The sequence below is a fragment of the Escherichia sp. WS33 genome (assembly GCF_046486385.1).
In the GTDB taxonomy this organism is placed as follows: Bacteria; Pseudomonadota; Gammaproteobacteria; order Enterobacterales; family Enterobacteriaceae; genus ECMA0423.
This window is the reverse complement of sequence record NZ_JBJQLJ010000001.1, coordinates 282,543-301,551: the sequence shown is the minus strand read 5'-3', so window position 1 is coordinate 301,551 and position 19,009 is coordinate 282,543. Positions and strand designations below refer to the sequence as shown.

General features: G+C 50.5%; 21 protein-coding genes and 1 other annotated feature. Of the genes, 12 read left to right on the top strand and 9 right to left on the bottom strand.

Annotated elements, in window-relative coordinates; all coding sequences use genetic code 11:
* Positions 1–49: 49 nt before the first annotated feature.
* From ymiC to topA, 5 genes are all read right to left on the bottom strand, one after another.
* Positions 50–145, bottom strand: a complete 96-nt coding sequence (gene ymiC, locus ACJHXA_RS01565; protein WP_001310756.1) for a small membrane protein YmiC — start codon at positions 143–145, stop codon at positions 50–52.
* Positions 146–258: 113 nt separating this feature from the next.
* Positions 259–426, bottom strand: a complete 168-nt coding sequence (yciX, locus tag ACJHXA_RS01560) for a protein YciX (RefSeq protein WP_001297116.1) — start codon at positions 424–426, stop codon at positions 259–261.
* Positions 427–428: 2 nt separating this feature from the next.
* A complete protein-coding gene (locus ACJHXA_RS01555) occupies positions 429–569 on the bottom strand; it encodes a YmiA family putative membrane protein (protein ID WP_001300896.1) in 141 nt (46 codons plus the stop codon).
* Positions 570–887: 318 nt separating this feature from the next.
* Complete coding sequence (cysB, locus tag ACJHXA_RS01550) at positions 888–1,862, bottom strand: HTH-type transcriptional regulator CysB (RefSeq protein ID WP_000776253.1); 975 nt, start codon at positions 1,860–1,862, stop codon at positions 888–890.
* A gap of 209 nt (positions 1,863–2,071) precedes the next feature.
* On the bottom strand, positions 2,072–4,669 hold the full coding sequence (topA, locus tag ACJHXA_RS01545) for a type I DNA topoisomerase (RefSeq protein ID WP_001297122.1): 2,598 nt from the start codon (positions 4,667–4,669) through the stop codon (positions 2,072–2,074).
* Positions 4,670–5,048: 379 nt separating this feature from the next.
* Here topA and ACJHXA_RS01540 point away from each other — a divergent pair, with 379 nt between their 5' ends.
* Positions 5,049–5,300: a YciN family protein gene (locus ACJHXA_RS01540; protein ID WP_001031530.1), complete on the top strand. Its 252-nt coding sequence runs from the start codon at positions 5,049–5,051 to the stop codon at positions 5,298–5,300.
* A gap of 35 nt (positions 5,301–5,335) precedes the next feature.
* Here the strand turns inward: ACJHXA_RS01540 and sohB are convergent, their stop codons facing one another.
* The gene (gene sohB, locus ACJHXA_RS01535) at positions 5,336–6,385 is read right to left on the bottom strand and encodes a protease SohB (protein ID WP_000422045.1); all 1,050 of its coding nucleotides are present in this window, start codon (positions 6,383–6,385) and stop codon (positions 5,336–5,338) included.
* A 219-nt stretch (positions 6,386–6,604) separates the two neighbouring features.
* Here sohB and ACJHXA_RS01530 point away from each other — a divergent pair, with 219 nt between their 5' ends.
* Positions 6,605–7,363 carry a YciK family oxidoreductase gene (locus ACJHXA_RS01530; protein WP_000559280.1) on the top strand — a complete coding sequence of 253 codons (759 nt, stop codon included), beginning with the start codon at positions 6,605–6,607 and terminating at the stop codon, positions 7,361–7,363.
* On the top strand, positions 7,360–7,950 hold the full coding sequence (gene cobO / locus ACJHXA_RS01525; RefSeq protein ID WP_001278906.1) for a cob(I)yrinic acid a,c-diamide adenosyltransferase: 591 nt from the start codon (positions 7,360–7,362) through the stop codon (positions 7,948–7,950). Before ACJHXA_RS01530 ends, cobO begins: the two co-directional genes overlap by 4 nt.
* Before the next feature lie 39 nt (positions 7,951–7,989).
* Here the strand turns inward: cobO and rluB are convergent, their stop codons facing one another.
* The 3 genes from rluB to rnm all read right to left on the bottom strand — a co-directional run bounded on the left by rluB (position 7,990) and on the right by rnm (position 10,461).
* Positions 7,990–8,862: a 23S rRNA pseudouridine(2605) synthase RluB gene (gene rluB / locus ACJHXA_RS01520; protein WP_001291216.1), complete on the bottom strand. Its 873-nt coding sequence runs from the start codon at positions 8,860–8,862 to the stop codon at positions 7,990–7,992.
* Positions 8,863–8,962: 100 nt separating this feature from the next.
* A complete protein-coding gene (locus tag ACJHXA_RS01515) occupies positions 8,963–9,583 on the bottom strand; it encodes an L-threonylcarbamoyladenylate synthase (protein ID WP_001295575.1) in 621 nt (206 codons plus the stop codon).
* Positions 9,580–10,461 (bottom strand): RNase RNM, encoded by an 882-nt coding sequence (gene rnm / locus ACJHXA_RS01510; protein ID WP_001285661.1) that lies wholly within the window; start codon positions 10,459–10,461, stop codon positions 9,580–9,582. Before rnm ends, ACJHXA_RS01515 begins: the two co-directional genes overlap by 4 nt.
* 137 nt (positions 10,462–10,598) lie before the next feature.
* Between rnm and trpL the strand changes: the two genes are divergently transcribed.
* The 9 genes from trpL (at position 10,599) to ACJHXA_RS01465 (ending at position 18,963) form a co-directional block, all read left to right on the top strand.
* A complete protein-coding gene (trpL, locus tag ACJHXA_RS01505) occupies positions 10,599–10,643 on the top strand; it encodes a trp operon leader peptide (protein ID WP_001700591.1) in 45 nt (14 codons plus the stop codon).
* Positions 10,620–10,713 (top strand) — a sequence feature (Trp leader region). Its footprint overlaps the gene before it by 24 nt.
* Before the next feature lie 21 nt (positions 10,714–10,734).
* On the top strand, positions 10,735–12,297 hold the full coding sequence (trpE, locus tag ACJHXA_RS01500; RefSeq protein WP_001194590.1) for an anthranilate synthase component I: 1,563 nt from the start codon (positions 10,735–10,737) through the stop codon (positions 12,295–12,297).
* Positions 12,297–13,892, top strand: coding sequence for a bifunctional anthranilate synthase glutamate amidotransferase component TrpG/anthranilate phosphoribosyltransferase TrpD (trpD, locus tag ACJHXA_RS01495; RefSeq protein WP_000763511.1), 1,596 nt, complete (start codon positions 12,297–12,299; stop codon positions 13,890–13,892). Before trpE ends, trpD begins: the two co-directional genes overlap by 1 nt.
* Positions 13,893–15,254 (top strand): bifunctional indole-3-glycerol-phosphate synthase TrpC/phosphoribosylanthranilate isomerase TrpF, encoded by a 1,362-nt coding sequence (trpCF, locus tag ACJHXA_RS01490; RefSeq protein ID WP_000983930.1) that lies wholly within the window; start codon positions 13,893–13,895, stop codon positions 15,252–15,254. It abuts the gene before it with no gap.
* A gap of 11 nt (positions 15,255–15,265) precedes the next feature.
* Positions 15,266–16,459 (top strand): tryptophan synthase subunit beta, encoded by a 1,194-nt coding sequence (trpB, locus tag ACJHXA_RS01485; RefSeq protein WP_000209530.1) that lies wholly within the window; start codon positions 15,266–15,268, stop codon positions 16,457–16,459.
* The gene (gene trpA, locus ACJHXA_RS01480; RefSeq protein WP_000443056.1) at positions 16,459–17,265 is read left to right on the top strand and encodes a tryptophan synthase subunit alpha; all 807 of its coding nucleotides are present in this window, start codon (positions 16,459–16,461) and stop codon (positions 17,263–17,265) included. The genes trpB and trpA overlap by 1 nt, the downstream gene beginning before the upstream one ends.
* Before the next feature lie 380 nt (positions 17,266–17,645).
* Positions 17,646–17,825 carry a general stress protein gene (locus ACJHXA_RS01475; RefSeq protein ID WP_000807651.1) on the top strand — a complete coding sequence of 60 codons (180 nt, stop codon included), beginning with the start codon at positions 17,646–17,648 and terminating at the stop codon, positions 17,823–17,825.
* An 85-nt stretch (positions 17,826–17,910) separates the two neighbouring features.
* Entirely contained in the window at positions 17,911–18,411 is a 501-nt protein-coding gene (locus ACJHXA_RS01470; protein ID WP_001056491.1) for a ferritin-like domain-containing protein, read from the top strand.
* A 45-nt stretch (positions 18,412–18,456) separates the two neighbouring features.
* On the top strand, positions 18,457–18,963 hold the full coding sequence (locus ACJHXA_RS01465; protein WP_001079514.1) for a ferritin-like domain-containing protein: 507 nt from the start codon (positions 18,457–18,459) through the stop codon (positions 18,961–18,963).
* The last annotated feature ends 46 nt before the right edge of the window (positions 18,964–19,009 follow it).

Sequence of the window (19,009 nt, the reverse complement as noted above, 5' to 3'; positions counted from 1 at the left end):
AAACCTTGTGGCAAAGCAAATGACAACCCCGCCGCAGCGGGGTCAAGGATCAGTGAGTAATGATCCAGAGGAGTTCGGCCCAGAAGAGCATCGACAGAGAAAACGCGCCCATCCAGGACCAATATTTCATATTTGTGTTGATCATAGGCTACACCCTTAACGGTTATTATTTTGTGTTGAGATAACTCAAGCTGTTATTGCTGCGGTGTATTAAAAGCCCTTTAATTCATTAAAAATGGGTAATAAGAATGATGATAATTATTGTTTCGGCTGATCATCTTCAGCAAACAGTTCTATAAAGGCTTGCTGCTGCGATGTTAGTTGCCAGTCGTCTGGAATAACGACGGAACATTCCCGTTTCGTTTCTGTTTCATTGTCACTATGCTGGCATAATGGTGACGACTCCAGTTGCTCCTGACCGACCATAGTTATCCCCACACTTTCCAAATCAGCAGTGCGACAACCACCCAGAAAAGTGCAGAACCAAGAAAAACCGCCAGCCAGGCTTTACGTTTTAATTCAGGATCGCGGCGGGGTTCCTGATTTCCAGAAGGCATTGCTAACCTCATATAATCGCCATCACTTATCAGCAAGACGTTGAACGATTGGTGTAATTAATCATACGATGAGACAAATCCTAAAGAAACTTTAGTCAAAAATCCAGCGAATTTACGAATCGTCTCCAGTGAATAATTCAATCTTTTGACCTGAAATAGATATTTGAAAACTGGAGTTTGCGAGGCGGGTAATTAGACACTACTTTACAGGTAATTTACCCTATAAATATGAGGGATAAAAATATTGTGCACGGTATAGAAATAAGTAACAAAAGAGAATATATTCCGGCACCTTCGCTACATAAAAGGTGCCGAAAATAACGCAAGAAATTATTTTTCCGGCAGTTTTATATCTTTAAACATGACCTCAATTTCTTCATTAGAGCGCAATGCGACAGCCGCATCAACGACATCACGCGTTAAATGCGGTGCAAAACGCTGAATGAAATCATACATATAACTGCGCAAGAAAGTACTACGGCGAAAACCAATTTTGGTTGTACTGTGGCTGAAGATATCGTGAGCATCAACACGCACAAGGTCGGGATCGGCGACCGGATCCACCGCCATGCTGGCAATGACCCCTACCCCCAGCCCTAACCGGACGTAAGTTTTAATGACGTCAGCATCCGTTGCCGTGAAGACGATACGCGGCGTTAACCCTGCGCGGTTAAAGGCAGTATCCAGTTCTGAACGTCCGGTAAAGCCGAAGGTATATGTCACCAACGGATATTGCGCCAGTTCTTCAATGGTAATGGCTTTTTTGCCTGCCAGCGGGTGATCCGGAGTGACTACAATAGCCCGATTCCAGTGGTAGCACGGTAACATCACTAAATCTTCATACAGATGCAGCGCTTCTGTGGCGATAGCGAAATCAGCATTGCCTTTAGAGACGGCATCAGCAATTTGTGTCGGCGAGCCCTGGTGCATATGCAAAGAAACGCGGGGATAACGCTCAATAAAGCCTTTGATAACGTTTGGTAACGCGTAGCGTGCCTGGGTATGCGTGGTGGCGATATACAGCGAGCCTTTATCCGGCCAGGTGTGCTCACCGGCAACCGATTTTATGGCATCGACTTTCGACAGGACTTCGCGAGCGATACGAATTATTTCTTGTCCTGCTGGCGTTACCTGCGTCAGGTGCTTGCCGCTTCGGGAAAAAATTTGAATGCCTAGCTCGTCTTCCAGCATTCTGACTTGTTTACTGATCCCGGGTTGTGATGTGTAAAGTCCTTCCGCTGTTGATGAGACATTCAGGTTATGATTGACCACCTCAACAATATAGCGAAGTTGTTGTAATTTCATGTTAAACCATCCACTTAGACGCCATCAGAACATCGTTTTTTCGTCACACCTGGCGGGTGACTAATACGATTTAATAATAAAAAAGGTGCTAACTATAACCACTATATCATTTATAGCCTTAGTGTATAGGTGTGAAGAAAAAATAATATGCAATAAAAAAGGGCCGCTTTCGCGACCCTTTGTTTATAAAAACCTGACAGAATTAAAGGTTATTTTTTTCCTTCAACCCATTTGCCATCAACATAAAATGCTGACCAGCCAGTCGCCTTTCCGTCTTTTTCCGAAGAGACATATTGCTGTTTGGTTTTACGGCTAAAGCGAACCATGGTCTTATTACCTTCCGGATCCTGCTGTGGCGCATCGGCCAGATAACGCAGTTTTTCCGGCAGACGGTCGCGGAAGCGATAAAGCTCTTCCACCAGTGGCGCACGCGTTTCACGCGATTTCGGGAAAGTGTTGGCAGCCAGGAACACACCGGCAGCACCGTCACGCAGCACGAAATAAGCATCTGATTTTTCGCACGGCAGCTCAGGTAATGGCACCGGATCTTCTTTCGGTGGTGCCACTTCGCCGTTACGTAAAATCTTACGTGTGTTTTTACACTCTTCGTTGGTGCAGGCCATGTATTTACCGAAACGCCCCATTTTCAGGTGCATTTCAGAGCCACATTTTTCACACTCAACGATCGGGCCGTCATAACCTTTAATGCGGAATTCGCCCTCTTCGATCTCGTAACCGTCGCAGGTTGGGTTATTACCACAGACATGCAACTTACGTTTCGGATCGATGAGATAGCTGTCCATCGCCGTGCCGCATTTCGGGCAACGACGTTTTGCGCGCAGCGCGTTGGTTTCAGCATCTTCGCCTTCCAGCACGTTCAGCACTTCGTTTTCCGGCACCAGGTTAATGGTGGTTTTGCAACGCTCTTTCGGCGGCAGCGCATAGCCAGAACAGCCAAGGAATACCCCGGTGCTCGCTGTGCGAATCCCCATTTTGCGACCACAAGTCGGGCAGTCAATGCTGGTCAGAACCATCTGGTTCGGGCGCATACCACCCTCTTCCGGATCTTTTTCAGCTTTATCTAACTGCTGGGTGAAATCCGAGAAGAAGTGATCCAGTACAGCTTTCCACTCTGCTTCGTGATTTGCCACTTGGTCGAGGCTGTTTTCCATCTGCGCGGTAAAGTCGTAGTTCATTAACTCGCGGAAATTTTCTTCAAGGCGATCGGTGACGATTTCGCCCATTTTTTCCGCATAGAAACGACGATTTTCTACTCGCACGTAGCCACGATCCTGAATGGTCGAAATGATCGACGCATAGGTAGACGGACGACCGATACCACGTTTTTCCAGCTCTTTAACCAGCGATGCTTCACTGAAACGGGCTGGCGGCTTGGTAAAGTGCTGGGCTGGTGTAAGTTCAACGAGCGTCAGAGCATCGCCTTTATTAACTGCTGGTAAGATGCGATCTTCATCGCCTTTACGCAACGCAGGCATCACTTTTGTCCAGCCATCAAAACGCAAAATACGACCGCGTGCTTTCAGGCGGAAATCGCCCGCACCAACGGTCAGCGTCGTGGAGTCATATTTCGCTGGGGTCATCTGGCAGGCTACGAACTGACGCCAGATTAACTGGTACAGTTTCTGCGCATCTGCTTCCATATCCTTCAGCGATTCCGCCATCACATTGACGTCAGAAGGACGAATCGCTTCATGCGCTTCCTGTGAGTTTTCTTTGCTGGCGTACTGATTCGGACTTTCCGGCAGATATTTCTTACCAAAATTATCGCTGATATAACCGCGAACCATATTTACCGCGTCCTGACTCAGGTTAGTGGAGTCGGTACGCATGTAAGTGATATAGCCTGCTTCATACAAACGCTGCGCCATCATCATGGTTTTTTTCACGCCAAATCCAAGACGGGTGCTGGCAGCTTGTTGCAGCGTAGAGGTAATAAAAGGAGCGCCAGGTTTACTGGTTGTCGGTTTGTCTTCACGTTCCAGCACGCTGTAGCGCGCTTTTTCCAGCAGACTTACCGCAGCCTGAGTTTGTTCTTTGTTGACCGGACGGAACGGTTTGTCGTTCTGATGAGTCACCTGCAACGCCAACGCTTCACCAGATGGCGTGGTCGTGCTGGCATCGACTTCCCAGAACTCTTCCGGCACGAACGCTTTAATTTCACGCTCACGCTCGACCACCAGGCGAACCGCCACCGACTGCACACGACCGGCAGACAGACCACGAGCGATCTTTTTCCATAGCAGCGGCGAAACCATATACCCAACCACGCGGTCCATAAAGCGACGCGCCTGCTGGGCATTAACACGATCAATATTCAGCTCACCCGGTTTGTTAAATGCCTGGCGGATCGCGTTTTTAGTAATTTCGTTAAACACCACTCGGCTATAGCGCGCATCATCACCACCAATCACTTCCCGCAGGTGCCATGCAATGGCTTCCCCTTCGCGGTCAAGGTCGGTTGCGAGATAGATGTGGTCGGCTTTTTCAGCCAGTTGTTTCAGTTCAGAGACGACCTTCTCTTTACCAGGCAACACTTCATAGTGCGCCTCCCAATTGTGCCACGGGTCAACCCCCATACGGTTGACGAGAGCGCCACGTTCATCCTTTTTAGGCTTTTTAGCCGTCTTGGTGGAGGTAGAGTCGGCACTCTTTTTGGCAGCTGAGCCACTGGTCGGCAAATCGCGGATGTGACCGACGCTGGATTTCACCACGTAGTCACTACCCAGATACTTGTTGATCGTTTTGGCTTTTGCCGGGGACTCAACGATGACAAGAGCTTTACCCATATTCACCTTACCTAATTTGATTCTTCCAGGAATGCGTCGCACGTTGATAAACCTTCCACTGGCAACGAGTTACCGATATGGACTCGTTCTCTGCGGATATCAACCCCTTGTCGTGACTCTGTTCACGAAAATTCAGGTGACTGAGTTAACAGGTCTTGGCCTACAGGCGCTATAGCACGACGGAATTTTGGTCGAATGTCAAGCAAATCTATTGCCAGATTGACGAAAGCGTCACACTGTACCTGATAAAATCCGATACGCAACTTTATTAGCATGCAAAATCCAAAGTTACCAGTAAGGCGCTCTTGCCACCAGCGTGGTATATTTGTCTGCAAGCCATGCCTGGCGTAGACTAATGTCCTTGTTTAAGGAGTAAATAATGAACAAAGAGACACAACCCATCGACCGCGAAACGCTGTTGAAAGAGGCCAACAAAATCATTCGTGAGCATGAGGATACGCTCGCAGGGATTGAAGCCACCGGCGTCACGCAGCGTAATGGCGTGCTGGTATTTACCGGCGACTACTTTTTAGATGAACAAGGATTGCCAACAGCCAAAAGCACCGCGGTGTTTAATATGTTCAAACACCTGGCCCATGTGCTTTCAGAAAAATATCATCTGGTTGATTAAAGCAAAACGCGAGGTCTTAGCCTCGCGTTTGTCTTTTACATCAATGGCTTTTGACCCCGCTGCCACCAGCGTAGCAACAATCGATCGGCGCTCTCTGCCGCGCTGCCGGTGAATCGGTCAATGAGTCGTTTACGCTGCATATAGCGTACATTAACCACTTCACGGCCTTCCATCAAGCTAAGAATAACTTCATCACTGGTGTTGATTTCATCAACCAGGCCTTTCTCTACCGCCTGTTGTCCGTACCAGTGTTCACCCGTTGCCACCTGTTCAATATCCAGAGACGGACGCATACGCTTCACAAAATCTTTAAACAACTGATGCGTTTCGTTCAACTCTTCGCGGAATTTCTCCCGCCCTTCTTCGGTATTTTCACCCAGCAACGTCAGAGTACGCTTATACTGCCCGGCAGTGTGCAGTTCGATATCAATATCTTTGCTTTTCAGGAAGCGGTTAAAGTTGGGCATTTGCGCCACCACCCCAATGGAACCCACAATAGCAAACGGTGCGGAAACAATTTTGTCCGCCACACAGGCCATCATGTAACCGCCGCTGGCAGCGACTTTGTCTACCGTAACAGTTAAAGGAATGTTTTTATCACGCAGACGCTGCAGCTGCGAAGCCGCCAACCCGTAACCATGCACCATGCCACCAGGGCTTTCCAGACGGAGCACAACCTGATCCTGCGGTTTGAATGCTGCGAGTACCGCCGTTATCTCTTCACGTAGCGAGTTCACTTCATGGGCGTCCATGCTGCCTTTAAAATCCAGCACCCAGACGCGAGGTTTACTGTCAGTTGCCACCTCGCCCAGTTTGGCTTTCGCTTTTGCTGCTTTCGCTTCTTGCTTGTGCTTTTTCTTCTGCGCTTTGTGCCACTGTTTTTGCTGATGTGAGTCCATCAGCGCCGCGGCCAGTTCTTCTTTCATCTCCTTATACTGTTCGCTGAGATTGTTGACCCGTAACTCGCCACGCTGGCGTTTATTACGTTGAGCAACATTGACAATAATGGCGGCAATCGCCGCAATCGCTAGCACAACGGTAACGATTTTCGCCAAAAACAAACCATATTCAGACAACAATTCCACGAGTCCCCACCTTGGTTAAACAACGCTTTGGCTCACAGTTTACAACAGGCATGTTAAGCCGTCTCGCAGAGATGTTATTGCAGCGAAAGTATGACAAAGTATCCATTTTGCGGTGTTATCGCCCCAGGCTGATTGAAATGCCCTTCTGTTTCAGGCATAAAGCCCCAAAGTCATAAAGTACACTGGCAGCACGACAGACAACGTCGTTGAGGAGTAGCCATGCATTACCAGCCAAAACAAGATTTACTCAATGATCGCATTATCCTGGTGACGGGAGCCAGCGATGGGATTGGCCGTGAAGCCGCGATGACGTATGCACGCTATGGTGCGACAGTGATTCTGTTGGGCCGTAATGAAGAAAAATTACGTCAGGTAGCCAGCCACATAAACGAAGAAACTGGACGTCAGCCACAGTGGTTTATTCTCGATTTGCTGACCTGCACGTCCGAAGATTGCCAACAACTGGCACAGCGCATTACCGTTAATTATCCGCGTCTGGATGGTGTTTTGCATAATGCCGGATTGCTCGGCGATGTTTGCCCAATGAGCGAACAAAATCCACAGGTCTGGCAGGACGTCATACAGGTCAACGTTAATGCCACCTTTATGCTCACCCAGGCACTGCTTCCTTTATTACTCAAATCGGACGCCGGTTCACTGGTCTTTACTTCATCAAGCGTTGGACGTCAGGGACGAGCCAACTGGGGCGCATATGCAGCGTCGAAATTTGCCACCGAAGGGATGATGCAGGTACTGGCCGATGAATATCAGCAGCGCCTGCGCGTCAACTGCATTAACCCAGGCGGTACGCGCACCGCAATGCGTGCCAGCGCCTTCCCGACCGAAGATCCACAGAAACTTAAAACACCCGCTGATATCATGCCGCTCTACCTCTGGCTGATGGGCGATGACAGCCGCCGTAAAACCGGCATGACCTTTGACGCCCAACCGGGCCGTAAACCAGGAATTTCCCAATGAGTGATGAACGCTACCAACAGCGTCAGCAGCGAGTGAAAGAAAAAGTAGATGCTCGTGTGGCCCAGGCCCAGGATGAACGCGGTATTATCATCGTCTTTACCGGCAATGGAAAAGGCAAAACCACCGCGGCATTTGGTACGGCAACACGCGCAGTTGGTCACGGAAAAAAAGTAGGCGTCGTGCAGTTTATTAAAGGCACCTGGCCTAATGGCGAACGCAATCTGCTGGAGCCACATGGCGTTGAGTTTCAGGTGATGGCAACGGGCTTTACCTGGGATACACAAAACCGCGAGTCTGATACCGCCGCCTGCCGCGAAGTCTGGCAACATGCAAAGCGGATGCTTGCTGATTCCTCACTGGATATGGTTTTGCTTGATGAACTGACGTATATGGTGGCGTATGACTATTTGCCACTGGAAGAAGTGGTGCAGGCGTTAAATGAACGTCCACATCAACAGACGGTGATTATCACGGGTCGTGGTTGTCATCGGGATATTCTTGAACTGGCAGATACGGTAAGTGAATTACGCCCCGTCAAACATGCGTTTGATGCCGGTGTAAAAGCGCAGATAGGGATTGATTATTAATCTGTAAAAATGCCGGATATGACGTCCGGCATACTTTGATTAACCGTTATTACGCCCGCCAGAACGACGACCGCCGCTCACCTGACTGTGACGTTTCACCGCACGACGAATCTGATTAGCCTTCATGCGACGACGGTCTTTTTCTACAGCGACTTTAGAGCTGGTTTCTGGCGGAAGCTCCACCAGTTCGCGCAGATAGTTAGTCTGGGCGAGGTCCAGCTCCGTCCAGCCACCGCGTGGCAGACCTTTTGGCAGTGGGATATCACCGTAACGAACACGGATCAGGCGGCTCACCTGCACACCAACCGCTTCCCACAGACGACGAACTTCACGGTTACGGCCTTCGGTCAGAGTCACGTTGTACCACTGGTTGATCCCTTCGCCGCCGCTGAACTTGATGGTTTTAAAAGCTGCCGGACCATCTTCCAGTTGCACGCCACGACTCAAATCACGCAGTTTCGCGTCGTCAACCTGACCAAATACACGCACGGCGTATTCACGTTCAACTTCACGGCTTGGATGCATTAAACGGTTTGCCAGTTCACCATCGGTGGTGAACAGCAGCAGACCACAGGTGTTAACGTCCAGACGACCTACGGCAATCCAGCGTGCGCCACGCAGCTTTGGCAGACGGTCAAACACCGTCGGACGCCCTTCCGGATCGTTACGGGTACACAACTCACCTTCCGGTTTGTAATAGGCCAGAACGCGACAAATTTGTTCAGCGGACTCACGTACCGAAATCAGATGACCATCGATACGAATTTTCAGCCCAGGGGTAACTTCAACGCGATCGCCGAGTTTAGCAATTTTGCCATCAACACTCACACGACCGGCTTCAATAATAGATTCGATTTCACGGCGGGAGCCGTGGCCAGCGCGGGCCAGCACTTTCTGTAATTTTTCGCTCATAGAGCTTCCTTTTGGTGTCGCCTTCACAGGCGTCGAACAGGAGAATCAATGGCGCCGTATAGCGCCATTTTAAGGCCGCGTAGTATACAGAGTTACGCACTTATAAGAAAGGCTTCACATCACCTACGCCTTCACGCACCACGACCGGCGTATCATCGGTAAGATCAATAACCGTTGTCGGTTTCTGTCCGAGATAGCCGCCGTGGATAATCAAATCCACCTGTTTTTCCAGACGGTCTTTAATTTCTTCGGGATCGGATTCGGTAAATTCGCTGCCTGGCAGCATTAGCGAAGTGGAAAGCATCGGTTCGCCCAGTGCTTCAAGCAACGCCTGCGCAATCGGGTTAGAAGGCACACGCATACCGATGGTTTTGCGTTTTTCCTGCAACAGACGGCGTGGCACTTCCTTCGTCCCCTTCAAGATGAAGGTATAGTTGCCCGGCGTGTTGTTTTTCATTAAACGAAACGCAACGTTATCAACAAATGAATAGGTCGAGAGTTCAGAAAGATCGCGACACATCAGGGTAAAGTTGTGACCGTCCGGCAGCTGGCGAATACGACAAATACGCTCCATCGCGTTTTTATCTTCAATTTTACAGCCGAGCGCATAGCCGGAATCAGTTGGATAAACAATCACCCCGCCTTTACGCACGATCTCCACCGCCTGGTTGATCAGACGTTGCTGTGGGTTATCAGGATGAATATAAAAAAACTGGCTCATAATTCCCTCTCTGTGGTGTTCTGCGGCTGTTCCCATAGCTGCCAGACGCCTTCAACGCCTGCGGGCAGCCAGAGTTTACGACCCAGTTCGATCCACGGGCATGGCTGATGAAAATCAGATCCTTGTGATGCCCATAAATGATGCTGACGCGCAAGGGCCGCCAGCTGGGTACGTTCATTGGGCGATTGCTGGCACTGCGCGACTTCCATCGCGTCACCGTGGTGTTCGGCAAAATGCGCAACCAATCTTTTCAGCCATTTAGCACTAAGATTGTACCGCCCAGGATGAGCTAGCACCGCCTTACCGCCAGAATGATGAATGACATCAATAGCTTGTTCTATTGTACACCACTGTGGCGGAACGTATCCGGTTTTCCCGCGCGCCAGATACTTTTTAAAGACATCCGCCATTGAACTGGCTTTGCCGCACTCAACAAGGAAACGCGCAAAATGACCGCGCGTCACTGCGCCGCCCTGCGCCAGTCGTTGTGCGCCTTCCAGCGCCCCAGGTATTTGCGCTTTTTCAAGTCTTTCGGCAATCAGCTGCGCCCGCTGATTGCGCCGTTCTGTCTGCTGCGCGAGGAACTCACACATTAGCGGATGAGTAATATCAATATTCAGCCCGACAATATGAATTTCATGATTTTCCCAGACCGTGGAAATTTCCACGCCGGGAATAAGATTCAGCGCCAGTCCCGAACGTGAAATTTCCTCTCTTGCTGGCGCGATTGCAGCTGTGGTGTCATGGTCGGTGATCGCCAGGGTGCCGACGCGCATCTCGACTGCACGGTGCACCAATGCTTCTGGCGTCAGGCAGCCATCGGAAGCTGTGGTATGGCTGTGCAGGTCGTAAATCACTGCGTAATTCGTGTCGCTCAAGGCGCACTCCCGTTCTGGATAATGTTTTTTGCGCCGACATCATAACGGTTCTGGCAAATATTCTGAAATGAGCTGTTGACAATTAATCATCGAACTAGTTAACTAGTACGCAAGTTCACGTAAAAAGGGTATCGACAATGAAAGCAATTTTCGTACTGAAAGGTTGGTGGCGCACTTCCTGAAACGGGCAGTGTATTCACCATGCGTAAAGCAATCAGATACCCAGCCCGCCTAATGAGCGGGCTTTTTTTTGAACAAAATTAGAGAATAACAATGCAAACACAAAAACCGACTCTCGAACTGCTAACCTGCGAAGGCGCTTATCGCGACAATCCCACCGCGCTTTTTCACCAGTTGTGTGGGGATCGTCCGGCAACGCTGCTGCTGGAATCCGCAGATATCGACAGCAAAGATGATTTAAAAAGCCTGCTACTGGTAGACAGTGCGCTGCGCATTACAGCTTTAGGTGACACTGTCACAATCCAGGCACTTTCCGGCAACGGCGAAGCCCTGCTGACACTACTGGATAACGCCCTGCCTGCGGGTGTGGAAAATGAACAATTACCAAACTGCCGTGTGCTGCGCTTCCCCCCTGTCAGTCCACTGCTGGATGAAGACGCTCGCTTATGCTCCCTTTCGGTTTTTGACGCTTTCCGTTTATTGCAGAATCTGTTGAATGTACCGAAGGAAGAACGAGAAGCAATGTTCTTCGGCGGCCTGTTCTCTTATGACCTTGTGGCGGGATTTGAAGATTTACCGCAACTGTCAGCGGAAAATAACTGCCCTGATTTCTGTTTTTATCTCGCTGAAACTCTGATGGTGATTGACCATCAGAAAAAAAGCACCCGTATTCAGGCCAGCCTGTTTGCTCCGAATGAAGAAGAAAAACAACGTCTCACTGCTCGCCTGAACGAACTACGTCAGCAACTGACCGAAGCCGCGCCGCCGCTGCCGGTGGTTTCCGTGCCGCATATGCGTTGTGAATGTAATCAGAGCGATGAAGAGTTCGGTGGCGTAGTGCGTTTGTTGCAAAAAGCGATTCGCGCTGGAGAAATTTTCCAGGTGGTGCCATCTCGCCGTTTCTCTCTGCCCTGCCCGTCACCGCTGGCGGCCTATTACGTGCTGAAAAAGAGTAATCCCAGCCCGTACATGTTTTTTATGCAGGATAATGATTTCACCCTGTTTGGCGCGTCGCCGGAAAGTTCGCTCAAGTATGACGCCACCAGCCGCCAGATTGAGATCTACCCGATTGCCGGAACACGTCCACGCGGTCGTCGTGCCGATGGCTCGCTGGACAGAGACCTCGACAGCCGCATCGAACTGGAAATGCGTACCGATCATAAAGAGCTTTCTGAACATCTGATGCTGGTGGATCTTGCCCGTAATGATCTGGCACGCATTTGCACCCCCGGCAGCCGCTACGTCGCCGACCTCACCAAAGTTGACCGTTACTCTTACGTGATGCACCTGGTCTCCCGCGTGGTCGGTGAGCTGCGCCACGATCTCGACGCCCTACACGCTTACCGCGCCTGTATGAATATGGGGACGTTAAGCGGTGCGCCGAAAGTGCGCGCCATGCAGTTAATTGCCGAGGCGGAAGGTCGTCGCCGCGGCAGCTACGGCGGCGCGGTAGGTTATTTCACCGCGCACGGCGATCTCGACACCTGCATTGTGATCCGCTCGGCGCTGGTGGAAAACGGTATCGCCACCGTGCAAGCCGGTGCTGGCGTAGTCCTTGATTCTATTCCGCAGTCGGAAGCCGACGAAACCCGTAATAAAGCCCGCGCTGTACTGCGCGCTATTGCCACCGCGCATCATGCACAGGAGACTTTCTGATGGCTGACATACTGCTGCTCGATAATATCGACTCTTTTACGTACAACCTGGCAGATCAGTTGCGCAGCAATGGGCATAACGTGGTGATTTACCGCAACCATATTCCGGCGCAGACCTTAATTGAACGCCTGGCGACCATGAGCAATCCGGTACTGATGCTTTCTCCTGGCCCCGGTGTGCCGAGCGAAGCCGGTTGTATGCCGGAACTCCTCACCCGCTTGCGTGGCAAGCTGCCCATTATTGGCATTTGCCTCGGACATCAGGCAATTGTCGAAGCTTACGGGGGCTATGTCGGTCAGGCGGGCGAAATTCTTCACGGTAAAGCGTCGAGCATTGAACATGACGGTCAGGCGATGTTTGCCGGATTAACAAACCCGCTGCCGGTGGCGCGTTATCACTCGCTGGTTGGCAGTAACATTCCGGCCGGTTTAACCATCAACGCCCATTTTAATGGCATGGTGATGGCAGTACGTCACGATGCGGATCGCGTTTGTGGATTCCAGTTCCATCCGGAATCCATTCTCACCACCCAGGGCGCTCGCCTGCTGGAACAAACGCTGGCCTGGGCGCAGCAGAAACTAGAGCCAGCCAACACGCTGCAACCGATTCTGGAAAAACTGTATCAGGCGCAGACGCTTAGCCAACAAGAAAGCCACCAGCTGTTTTCAGCGGTGGTGCGTGGCGAGCTGAAGCCGGAACAACTGGCGGCGGCGCTGGTGAGCATGAAAATTCGCGGTGAGCACCCGAACGAGATCGCCGGGGCAGCAACCGCGCTACTGGAAAACGCAGCGCCGTTCCCGCGCCCGGATTATCTGTTTGCTGATATCGTCGGTACTGGCGGTGACGGCAGCAACAGTATCAATATTTCTACCGCCAGTGCGTTTGTCGCCGCGGCCTGTGGGCTGAAAGTGGCGAAACACGGCAACCGTAGCGTCTCCAGTAAATCTGGTTCGTCCGATCTGCTGGCGGCGTTCGGTATTAATCTTGATATGAACGCCGATAAATCGCGCCAGGCGCTGGATGAGTTAGGCGTATGTTTCCTCTTTGCACCGAAATATCACACCGGATTTCGCCATGCAATGCCGGTTCGCCAGCAACTAAAAACCCGCACCCTGTTCAATGTGCTGGGGCCATTGATTAACCCGGCGCATCCGCCGCTGGCGTTAATTGGTGTTTATAGTCCGGAACTGGTGCTGCCGATTGCCGAAACCTTGCGCGTGCTGGGGTATCAACGCGCGGCGGTGGTGCACAGCGGCGGGATGGATGAAGTTTCATTACACGCGCCGACAATCGTTGCCGAGCTGCATGACGGCGAAATTAAGAGCTATCAATTGACCGCTGAAGATTTTGGCCTGACACCCTACCACCAGGAGCAACTGGCAGGCGGAACACCGGAAGAAAACCGTGACATTTTAACACGTTTGTTACAAGGTAAAGGCGACGCCGCCCATGAAGCAGCCGTCGCTGCGAACGTCGCCATGTTAATGCGCCTGCATGGCCATGAAGATCTGCAAGCCAATGCGCAAACCGTTCTTGAGGTACTGCGCAGTGGTTCCGCTTACGACAGAGTTACCGCGCTGGCGGCACGAGGGTAAATGATGCAAACCGTTTTAGCGAAAATCGTCGCAGACAAGGCGATTTGGGTAGAAACCCGCAAACAGCAGCAACCGCGGGCCAGTTTTCAGAATGAGGTTCAGCCGAGCACGCGACATTTTTATGATGCGCTACAGGGTGCGCGCACGGCGTTTATTCTGGAGTGCAAGAAAGCGTCGCCGTCAAAAGGCGTGATCCGTGATGATTTCGATCCAGCACGCATTGCCGCCATTTATAAACATTACGCTTCGGCAATTTCGGTGCTGACTGATGAGAAATATTTTCAGGGGAGCTTTGATTTCCTCCCCATCGTCAGCCAAATCGCCCCGCAGCCGATTTTATGTAAAGACTTCATTATCGATCCTTACCAGATCTATCTGGCGCGCTATTACCAGGCTGATGCCTGCTTATTAATGCTTTCAGTACTGGATGACGAACAATATCGCCAGCTTGCCGCCGTCGCCCACAGTCTGGAGATGGGTGTGCTGACCGAAGTCAGTAATGAAGAGGAACTGGAGCGTGCCATTGCATTGGGGGCAAAGGTCGTTGGCATCAACAACCGCGATCTGCGGGATTTGTCGATTGATCTCAACCGTACCCGCGAGCTTGCGCCGAAACTGGGGCACAACGTAACGGTAATCAGCGAATCCGGCATCAATACTTACGCTCAGGTGCGCGAGTTAAGCCACTTCGCTAACGGTTTTCTGATTGGTTCGGCGTTGATGGCCCATGACGATTTGCACGCCGCCGTGCGCCGGGTGTTGCTGGGTGAGAATAAAGTATGTGGCCTGACGCGTGGGCAAGATGCTAAAGCAGCTTATGACGCGGGCGCGATTTACGGTGGGTTGATTTTTGTTGCGACATCACCGCGTTGCGTCAACGTTGAACAGGCGCAGGAAGTGATGGCTGCGGCACCGTTGCAGTATGTTGGCGTGTTCCGCAATCACGATATTGCCGATGTGGTGGACAAAGCTAAGGTGTTATCGCTGGCGGCAGTGCAACTGCATGGTAATGAAGAACAGCTGTATATCGATACGCTGCGTGAAGCTCTGCCAGCACATGTTGCCATCTGGAAAGCATTAAGCGTCGGTGAAACCCTGCCCGCCCGCGAGTTTCAGCACGTTGATAAATATGTTTTAGACAACGGCCAGGGTGGAAGCGGGCAACGTTTTGACTGGTCACTATTAAATGGTCAATCGCTTGGCAACGTTCTGCTGGCGGGGGGCTTAGGCGCAGATAACTGCGTGGAAGCGGCACAAACCGGCTGCGCCGGACTTGATTTTAATTCTGCTGTAGAGTCGCAACCGGGCATCAAAGACGCACGTCTTTTGGCCTCGGTTTTCCAGACGCTGCGCGCATATTAAGGAAAGGAACAATGACAACATTACTTAACCCCTATTTTGGTGAGTTTGGCGGCATGTACGTGCCACAAATCCTGATGCCTGCTCTGCGCCAGCTGGAAGAAGCTTTTGTCAGTGCGCAAAAAGATCCTGAATTTCAGGCTCAGTTCAACGACCTGCTGAAAAACTATGCCGGGCGTCCAACCGCGCTGACCAAATGCCAGAACATTACAGCCGGGACGAACACCACTCTGTATCTCAAGCGTGAAGATTTGCTGCACGGCGGCGCGCATAAAACTAACCAGGTGCTCGGTCAGACTTTACTGGCGAAGCGGATGGGTAAAACCGAAATCATCGCCGAAACCGGTGCCGGTCAGCATGGCGTGGCGTCGGCCCTTGCCAGCGCCCTGCTCGGCCTGAAATGCCGTATTTATATGGGTGCCAAAGACGTAGAACGCCAGTCGCCTAACGTTTTTCGTATGCGCTTAATGGGTGCGGAAGTGATCCCGGTGCATAGCGGTTCCGCGACGCTGAAAGATGCCTGTAACGAGGCGCTGCGCGACTGGTCCGGTAGTTACGAAACCGCGCACTATATGCTGGGCACCGCAGCTGGCCCGCATCCTTATCCGACCATTGTGCGTGAGTTTCAGCGGATGATTGGCGAAGAAACCAAAGCGCAGATTCTGGAAAGAGAAGGTCGCCTGCCGGATGCCGTTATCGCCTGTGTTGGCGGCGGTTCGAATGCCATCGGCATGTTTGCTGATTTCATCAATGAAACCAACGTCGGCCTGATTGGTGTGGAGCCAGGTGGTCACGGTATCGAAACTGGCGAGCACGGCGCACCGTTAAAACATGGTCGCGTGGGCATCTATTTCGGTATGAAAGCGCCGATGATGCAAACCGAAGACGGGCAGATTGAAGAATCTTACTCCATCTCCGCCGGACTGGATTTCCCGTCTGTCGGCCCACAACACGCGTATCTTAACAGCACTGGACGCGCTGATTACGTGTCTATTACCGATGATGAAGCCCTTGAAGCCTTCAAAACGCTGTGCCTGCACGAAGGGATCATCCCGGCGCTGGAATCCTCCCACGCCCTGGCCCATGCGTTGAAAATGATGCGCGAAAACCCGGATAAAGAGCAGCTACTGGTGGTTAACCTTTCCGGTCGCGGCGATAAAGACATCTTCACCGTTCACGATATTTTGAAAGCACGAGGGGAAATCTGATGGAACGCTACGAATCTCTGTTTGCCCAGTTGAAGGAGCGCAAAGAAGGCGCATTCGTTCCTTTCGTCACGCTCGGTGATCCGGGCATTGAGCAGTCATTGAAAATTATCGATACGCTAATTGAAGCCGGTGCTGACGCGCTGGAGTTAGGTATCCCCTTCTCCGACCCACTGGCGGATGGCCCGACCATTCAAAACGCCACTCTGCGCGCCTTTGCGGCAGGTGTGACTCCGGCACAATGTTTTGAAATGCTGGCACTGATTCGCCAGAAACACCCGACCATTCCCATTGGCCTGTTGATGTATGCCAATCTGGTGTTTAACAAAGGCATTGATGAGTTTTATGCCCAGTGCGAGAAAGTCGGCGTCGATTCGGTGCTGGTTGCCGATGTGCCAATTGAAGAGTCCGCGCCCTTCCGCCAGGCCGCGTTGCGTCATAATGTCGCACCTATCTTCATCTGCCCGCCAAATGCCGATGACGACCTGCTGCGCCAGATAGCCTCTTACGGTCGTGGTTACACCTATTTGCTGTCACGAGCGGGCGTGACCGGCGCAGAAAACCGCGCCGCGTTACCCCTCAATCATCTGGTTGCGAAGCTGAAAGAGTACAACGCTGCACCTCCATTGCAGGGGTTTGGTATTTCCGCCCCGGATCAGGTAAAAGCAGCGATTGATGCAGGAGCTGCGGGCGCGATTTCTGGTTCGGCCATTGTTAAAATCATCGAGCAACATATTAATGAGCCAGAGAAAATGCTGGCGGCACTGAAAGTTTTTGTACAACCGATGAAAGCGGCGACGCGCAGTTAATCCCACAGCCGCCAGTTCCGCTGGCGGCATTTTAACTTTCTTTAATGAAGCCGGAAAAATCCTAAATTCATTTAATATTTATCTTTTTACCGTTTCGCTTACCCCGGTCGAACGTCAACTTACGTCATTTTTCCGCCCAACAGTAATATAATCAAACAAATTAATCCCGCAACATAACACCAGTAAAATCAATAATTTTCTCTAAGTCACTTATTCCTCAGGTAATTGTTAATATATCCAGAATGTTCCTCAAAATATATTTTCCCTCTATCTTCTCGTTGCGCTTAATTTGACTAATTCTCATTAGCGACTAATTTTAATGAGTGTCGACACACAACACTCATATTAATGAAACAATGCAACGCAACGGGAGAAATAACATGGCCGAACATCGTGGTGGTTCAGGAAATTTCGCCGAAGACCGTGAGAAGGCATCCGACGCAGGCCGTAAAGGCGGTCAGCATAGCGGCGGTAATTTTAAAAATGATCCGCAACGCGCATCTGAAGCGGGTAAAAAAGGCGGTCAACAAAGCGGTGGTAATAAATCAGGCAAATCCTGATTCACCGTTAATTATTAATATCAGCTGATAAAGATAATTGCATCTGCGGGCCGTATGGCTCGCAGTGATTTCACTGGAGAAAAATATGAATATGAAGACCATTGAAGATGTATTTATTCACCTGCTTTCAGATACCTACAGCGCAGAAAAACAATTAACCCGGGCACTGGCAAAACTCGCAAGAGCAACATCAAACGAAAAATTAAGTCAGGCTTTTCATGCGCACCTCGAGGAAACACATGGACAGATTGAACGTATTGATCAAGTTGTGGAATCAGAATCGAATCTGAAAATTAAGCGCATGAAATGTGTGGCAATGGAAGGTCTTATTGAAGAAGCTAATGAGGTCATCGAAAGTACCGAGAAAAACGAAGTGCGTGATGCCGCACTGATTGCCGCAGCACAGAAAGTCGAGCATTATGAGATTGCCAGTTACGGGACATTAGCGACGCTGGCTGAACAATTAGGTTATCGTAAAGCAGCGAAGCTTCTGAAAGAGACCCTGGAAGAAGAAAAGGCCACCGACATCAAACTGACTGATCTGGCCCTTAATAACGTAAATAAGAAAGCCGAAAATAAAGCCTGAAATATGAACTTTAACTTTTAGTCATTTTATAAAGAGGACATTTTCATGAATCGTATTGAACATTATCATGACTGGTTACGTGACGCCCACGCAATGGAAAAGCAAGCCGAATCTATGCTTGAATCCATGGCCAGCCGTATAGATAATTATCCTGAACTACGCGCTCGTATTGAACAACATCTTAGTGAAACCAAAAACCAGATTGTTCAATTGGAAACTATTCTTGATCGTAATGACATTTCACGTTCAGTCATTAAAGATTCCATGAGTAAAATGGCTGTGCTTGGGCAGTCAATCGGTGGTATATTCCCTTCTGATGAAATAGTCAAAGGCTCTATTAGCGGATATGTCTTCGAGCAATTTGAAATCGCCTGTTACACCTCACTATTAGCAGCAGCAAAAAATGCCGGTGATACAGCTTCAATTCCAACCATCGAAGCGATTTTAAATGAGGAAAAGCAAATGGCCGACTGGCTGATTCAGCATATTCCGCAAACAACTGAGAAATTTTTAATTCGCTCTGAAACTGACGGCGTAGAAGCGAAGAAATAATACACTTTATGCCATGTCCTTATTGACCCCGTATATTACGGGGTCG

Bases quoted from the DNA above. Each gene is read 5' to 3' on its own strand.
- ymiC (WP_001310756.1), bottom strand. From the start codon at position 145: ATGATCAACACAAATATGAAATATTGGTCCTGGATGGGCGCGTTTTCT.
- yciX (WP_001297116.1), bottom strand. From the start codon at position 426: ATGGTCGGTCAGGAGCAACTGGAGTCGTCACCATTATGCCAGCATAGT.
- ACJHXA_RS01555 (WP_001300896.1), bottom strand. From the start codon at position 569: ATGAGGTTAGCAATGCCTTCTGGAAATCAGGAACCCCGCCGCGATCCT.
- cysB (WP_000776253.1), bottom strand. From the start codon at position 1,862: ATGAAATTACAACAACTTCGCTATATTGTTGAGGTGGTCAATCATAAC.
- topA (WP_001297122.1), bottom strand. From the start codon at position 4,669: ATGGGTAAAGCTCTTGTCATCGTTGAGTCCCCGGCAAAAGCCAAAACG.
- ACJHXA_RS01540 (WP_001031530.1), top strand. From the start codon at position 5,049: ATGAACAAAGAGACACAACCCATCGACCGCGAAACGCTGTTGAAAGAG.
- ACJHXA_RS01530 (WP_000559280.1), top strand. From the start codon at position 6,605: ATGCATTACCAGCCAAAACAAGATTTACTCAATGATCGCATTATCCTG.
- cobO (WP_001278906.1), top strand. From the start codon at position 7,360: ATGAGTGATGAACGCTACCAACAGCGTCAGCAGCGAGTGAAAGAAAAA.
- rluB (WP_001291216.1), bottom strand. From the start codon at position 8,862: ATGAGCGAAAAATTACAGAAAGTGCTGGCCCGCGCTGGCCACGGCTCC.
- ACJHXA_RS01515 (WP_001295575.1), bottom strand. From the start codon at position 9,583: ATGAGCCAGTTTTTTTATATTCATCCTGATAACCCACAGCAACGTCTG.
- trpE (WP_001194590.1), top strand. From the start codon at position 10,735: ATGCAAACACAAAAACCGACTCTCGAACTGCTAACCTGCGAAGGCGCT.
- trpD (WP_000763511.1), top strand. From the start codon at position 12,297: ATGGCTGACATACTGCTGCTCGATAATATCGACTCTTTTACGTACAAC.
- trpCF (WP_000983930.1), top strand. From the start codon at position 13,893: ATGATGCAAACCGTTTTAGCGAAAATCGTCGCAGACAAGGCGATTTGG.
- trpB (WP_000209530.1), top strand. From the start codon at position 15,266: ATGACAACATTACTTAACCCCTATTTTGGTGAGTTTGGCGGCATGTAC.
- trpA (WP_000443056.1), top strand. From the start codon at position 16,459: ATGGAACGCTACGAATCTCTGTTTGCCCAGTTGAAGGAGCGCAAAGAA.
- ACJHXA_RS01475 (WP_000807651.1), top strand. From the start codon at position 17,646: ATGGCCGAACATCGTGGTGGTTCAGGAAATTTCGCCGAAGACCGTGAG.
- ACJHXA_RS01470 (WP_001056491.1), top strand. From the start codon at position 17,911: ATGAATATGAAGACCATTGAAGATGTATTTATTCACCTGCTTTCAGAT.
- ACJHXA_RS01465 (WP_001079514.1), top strand. From the start codon at position 18,457: ATGAATCGTATTGAACATTATCATGACTGGTTACGTGACGCCCACGCA.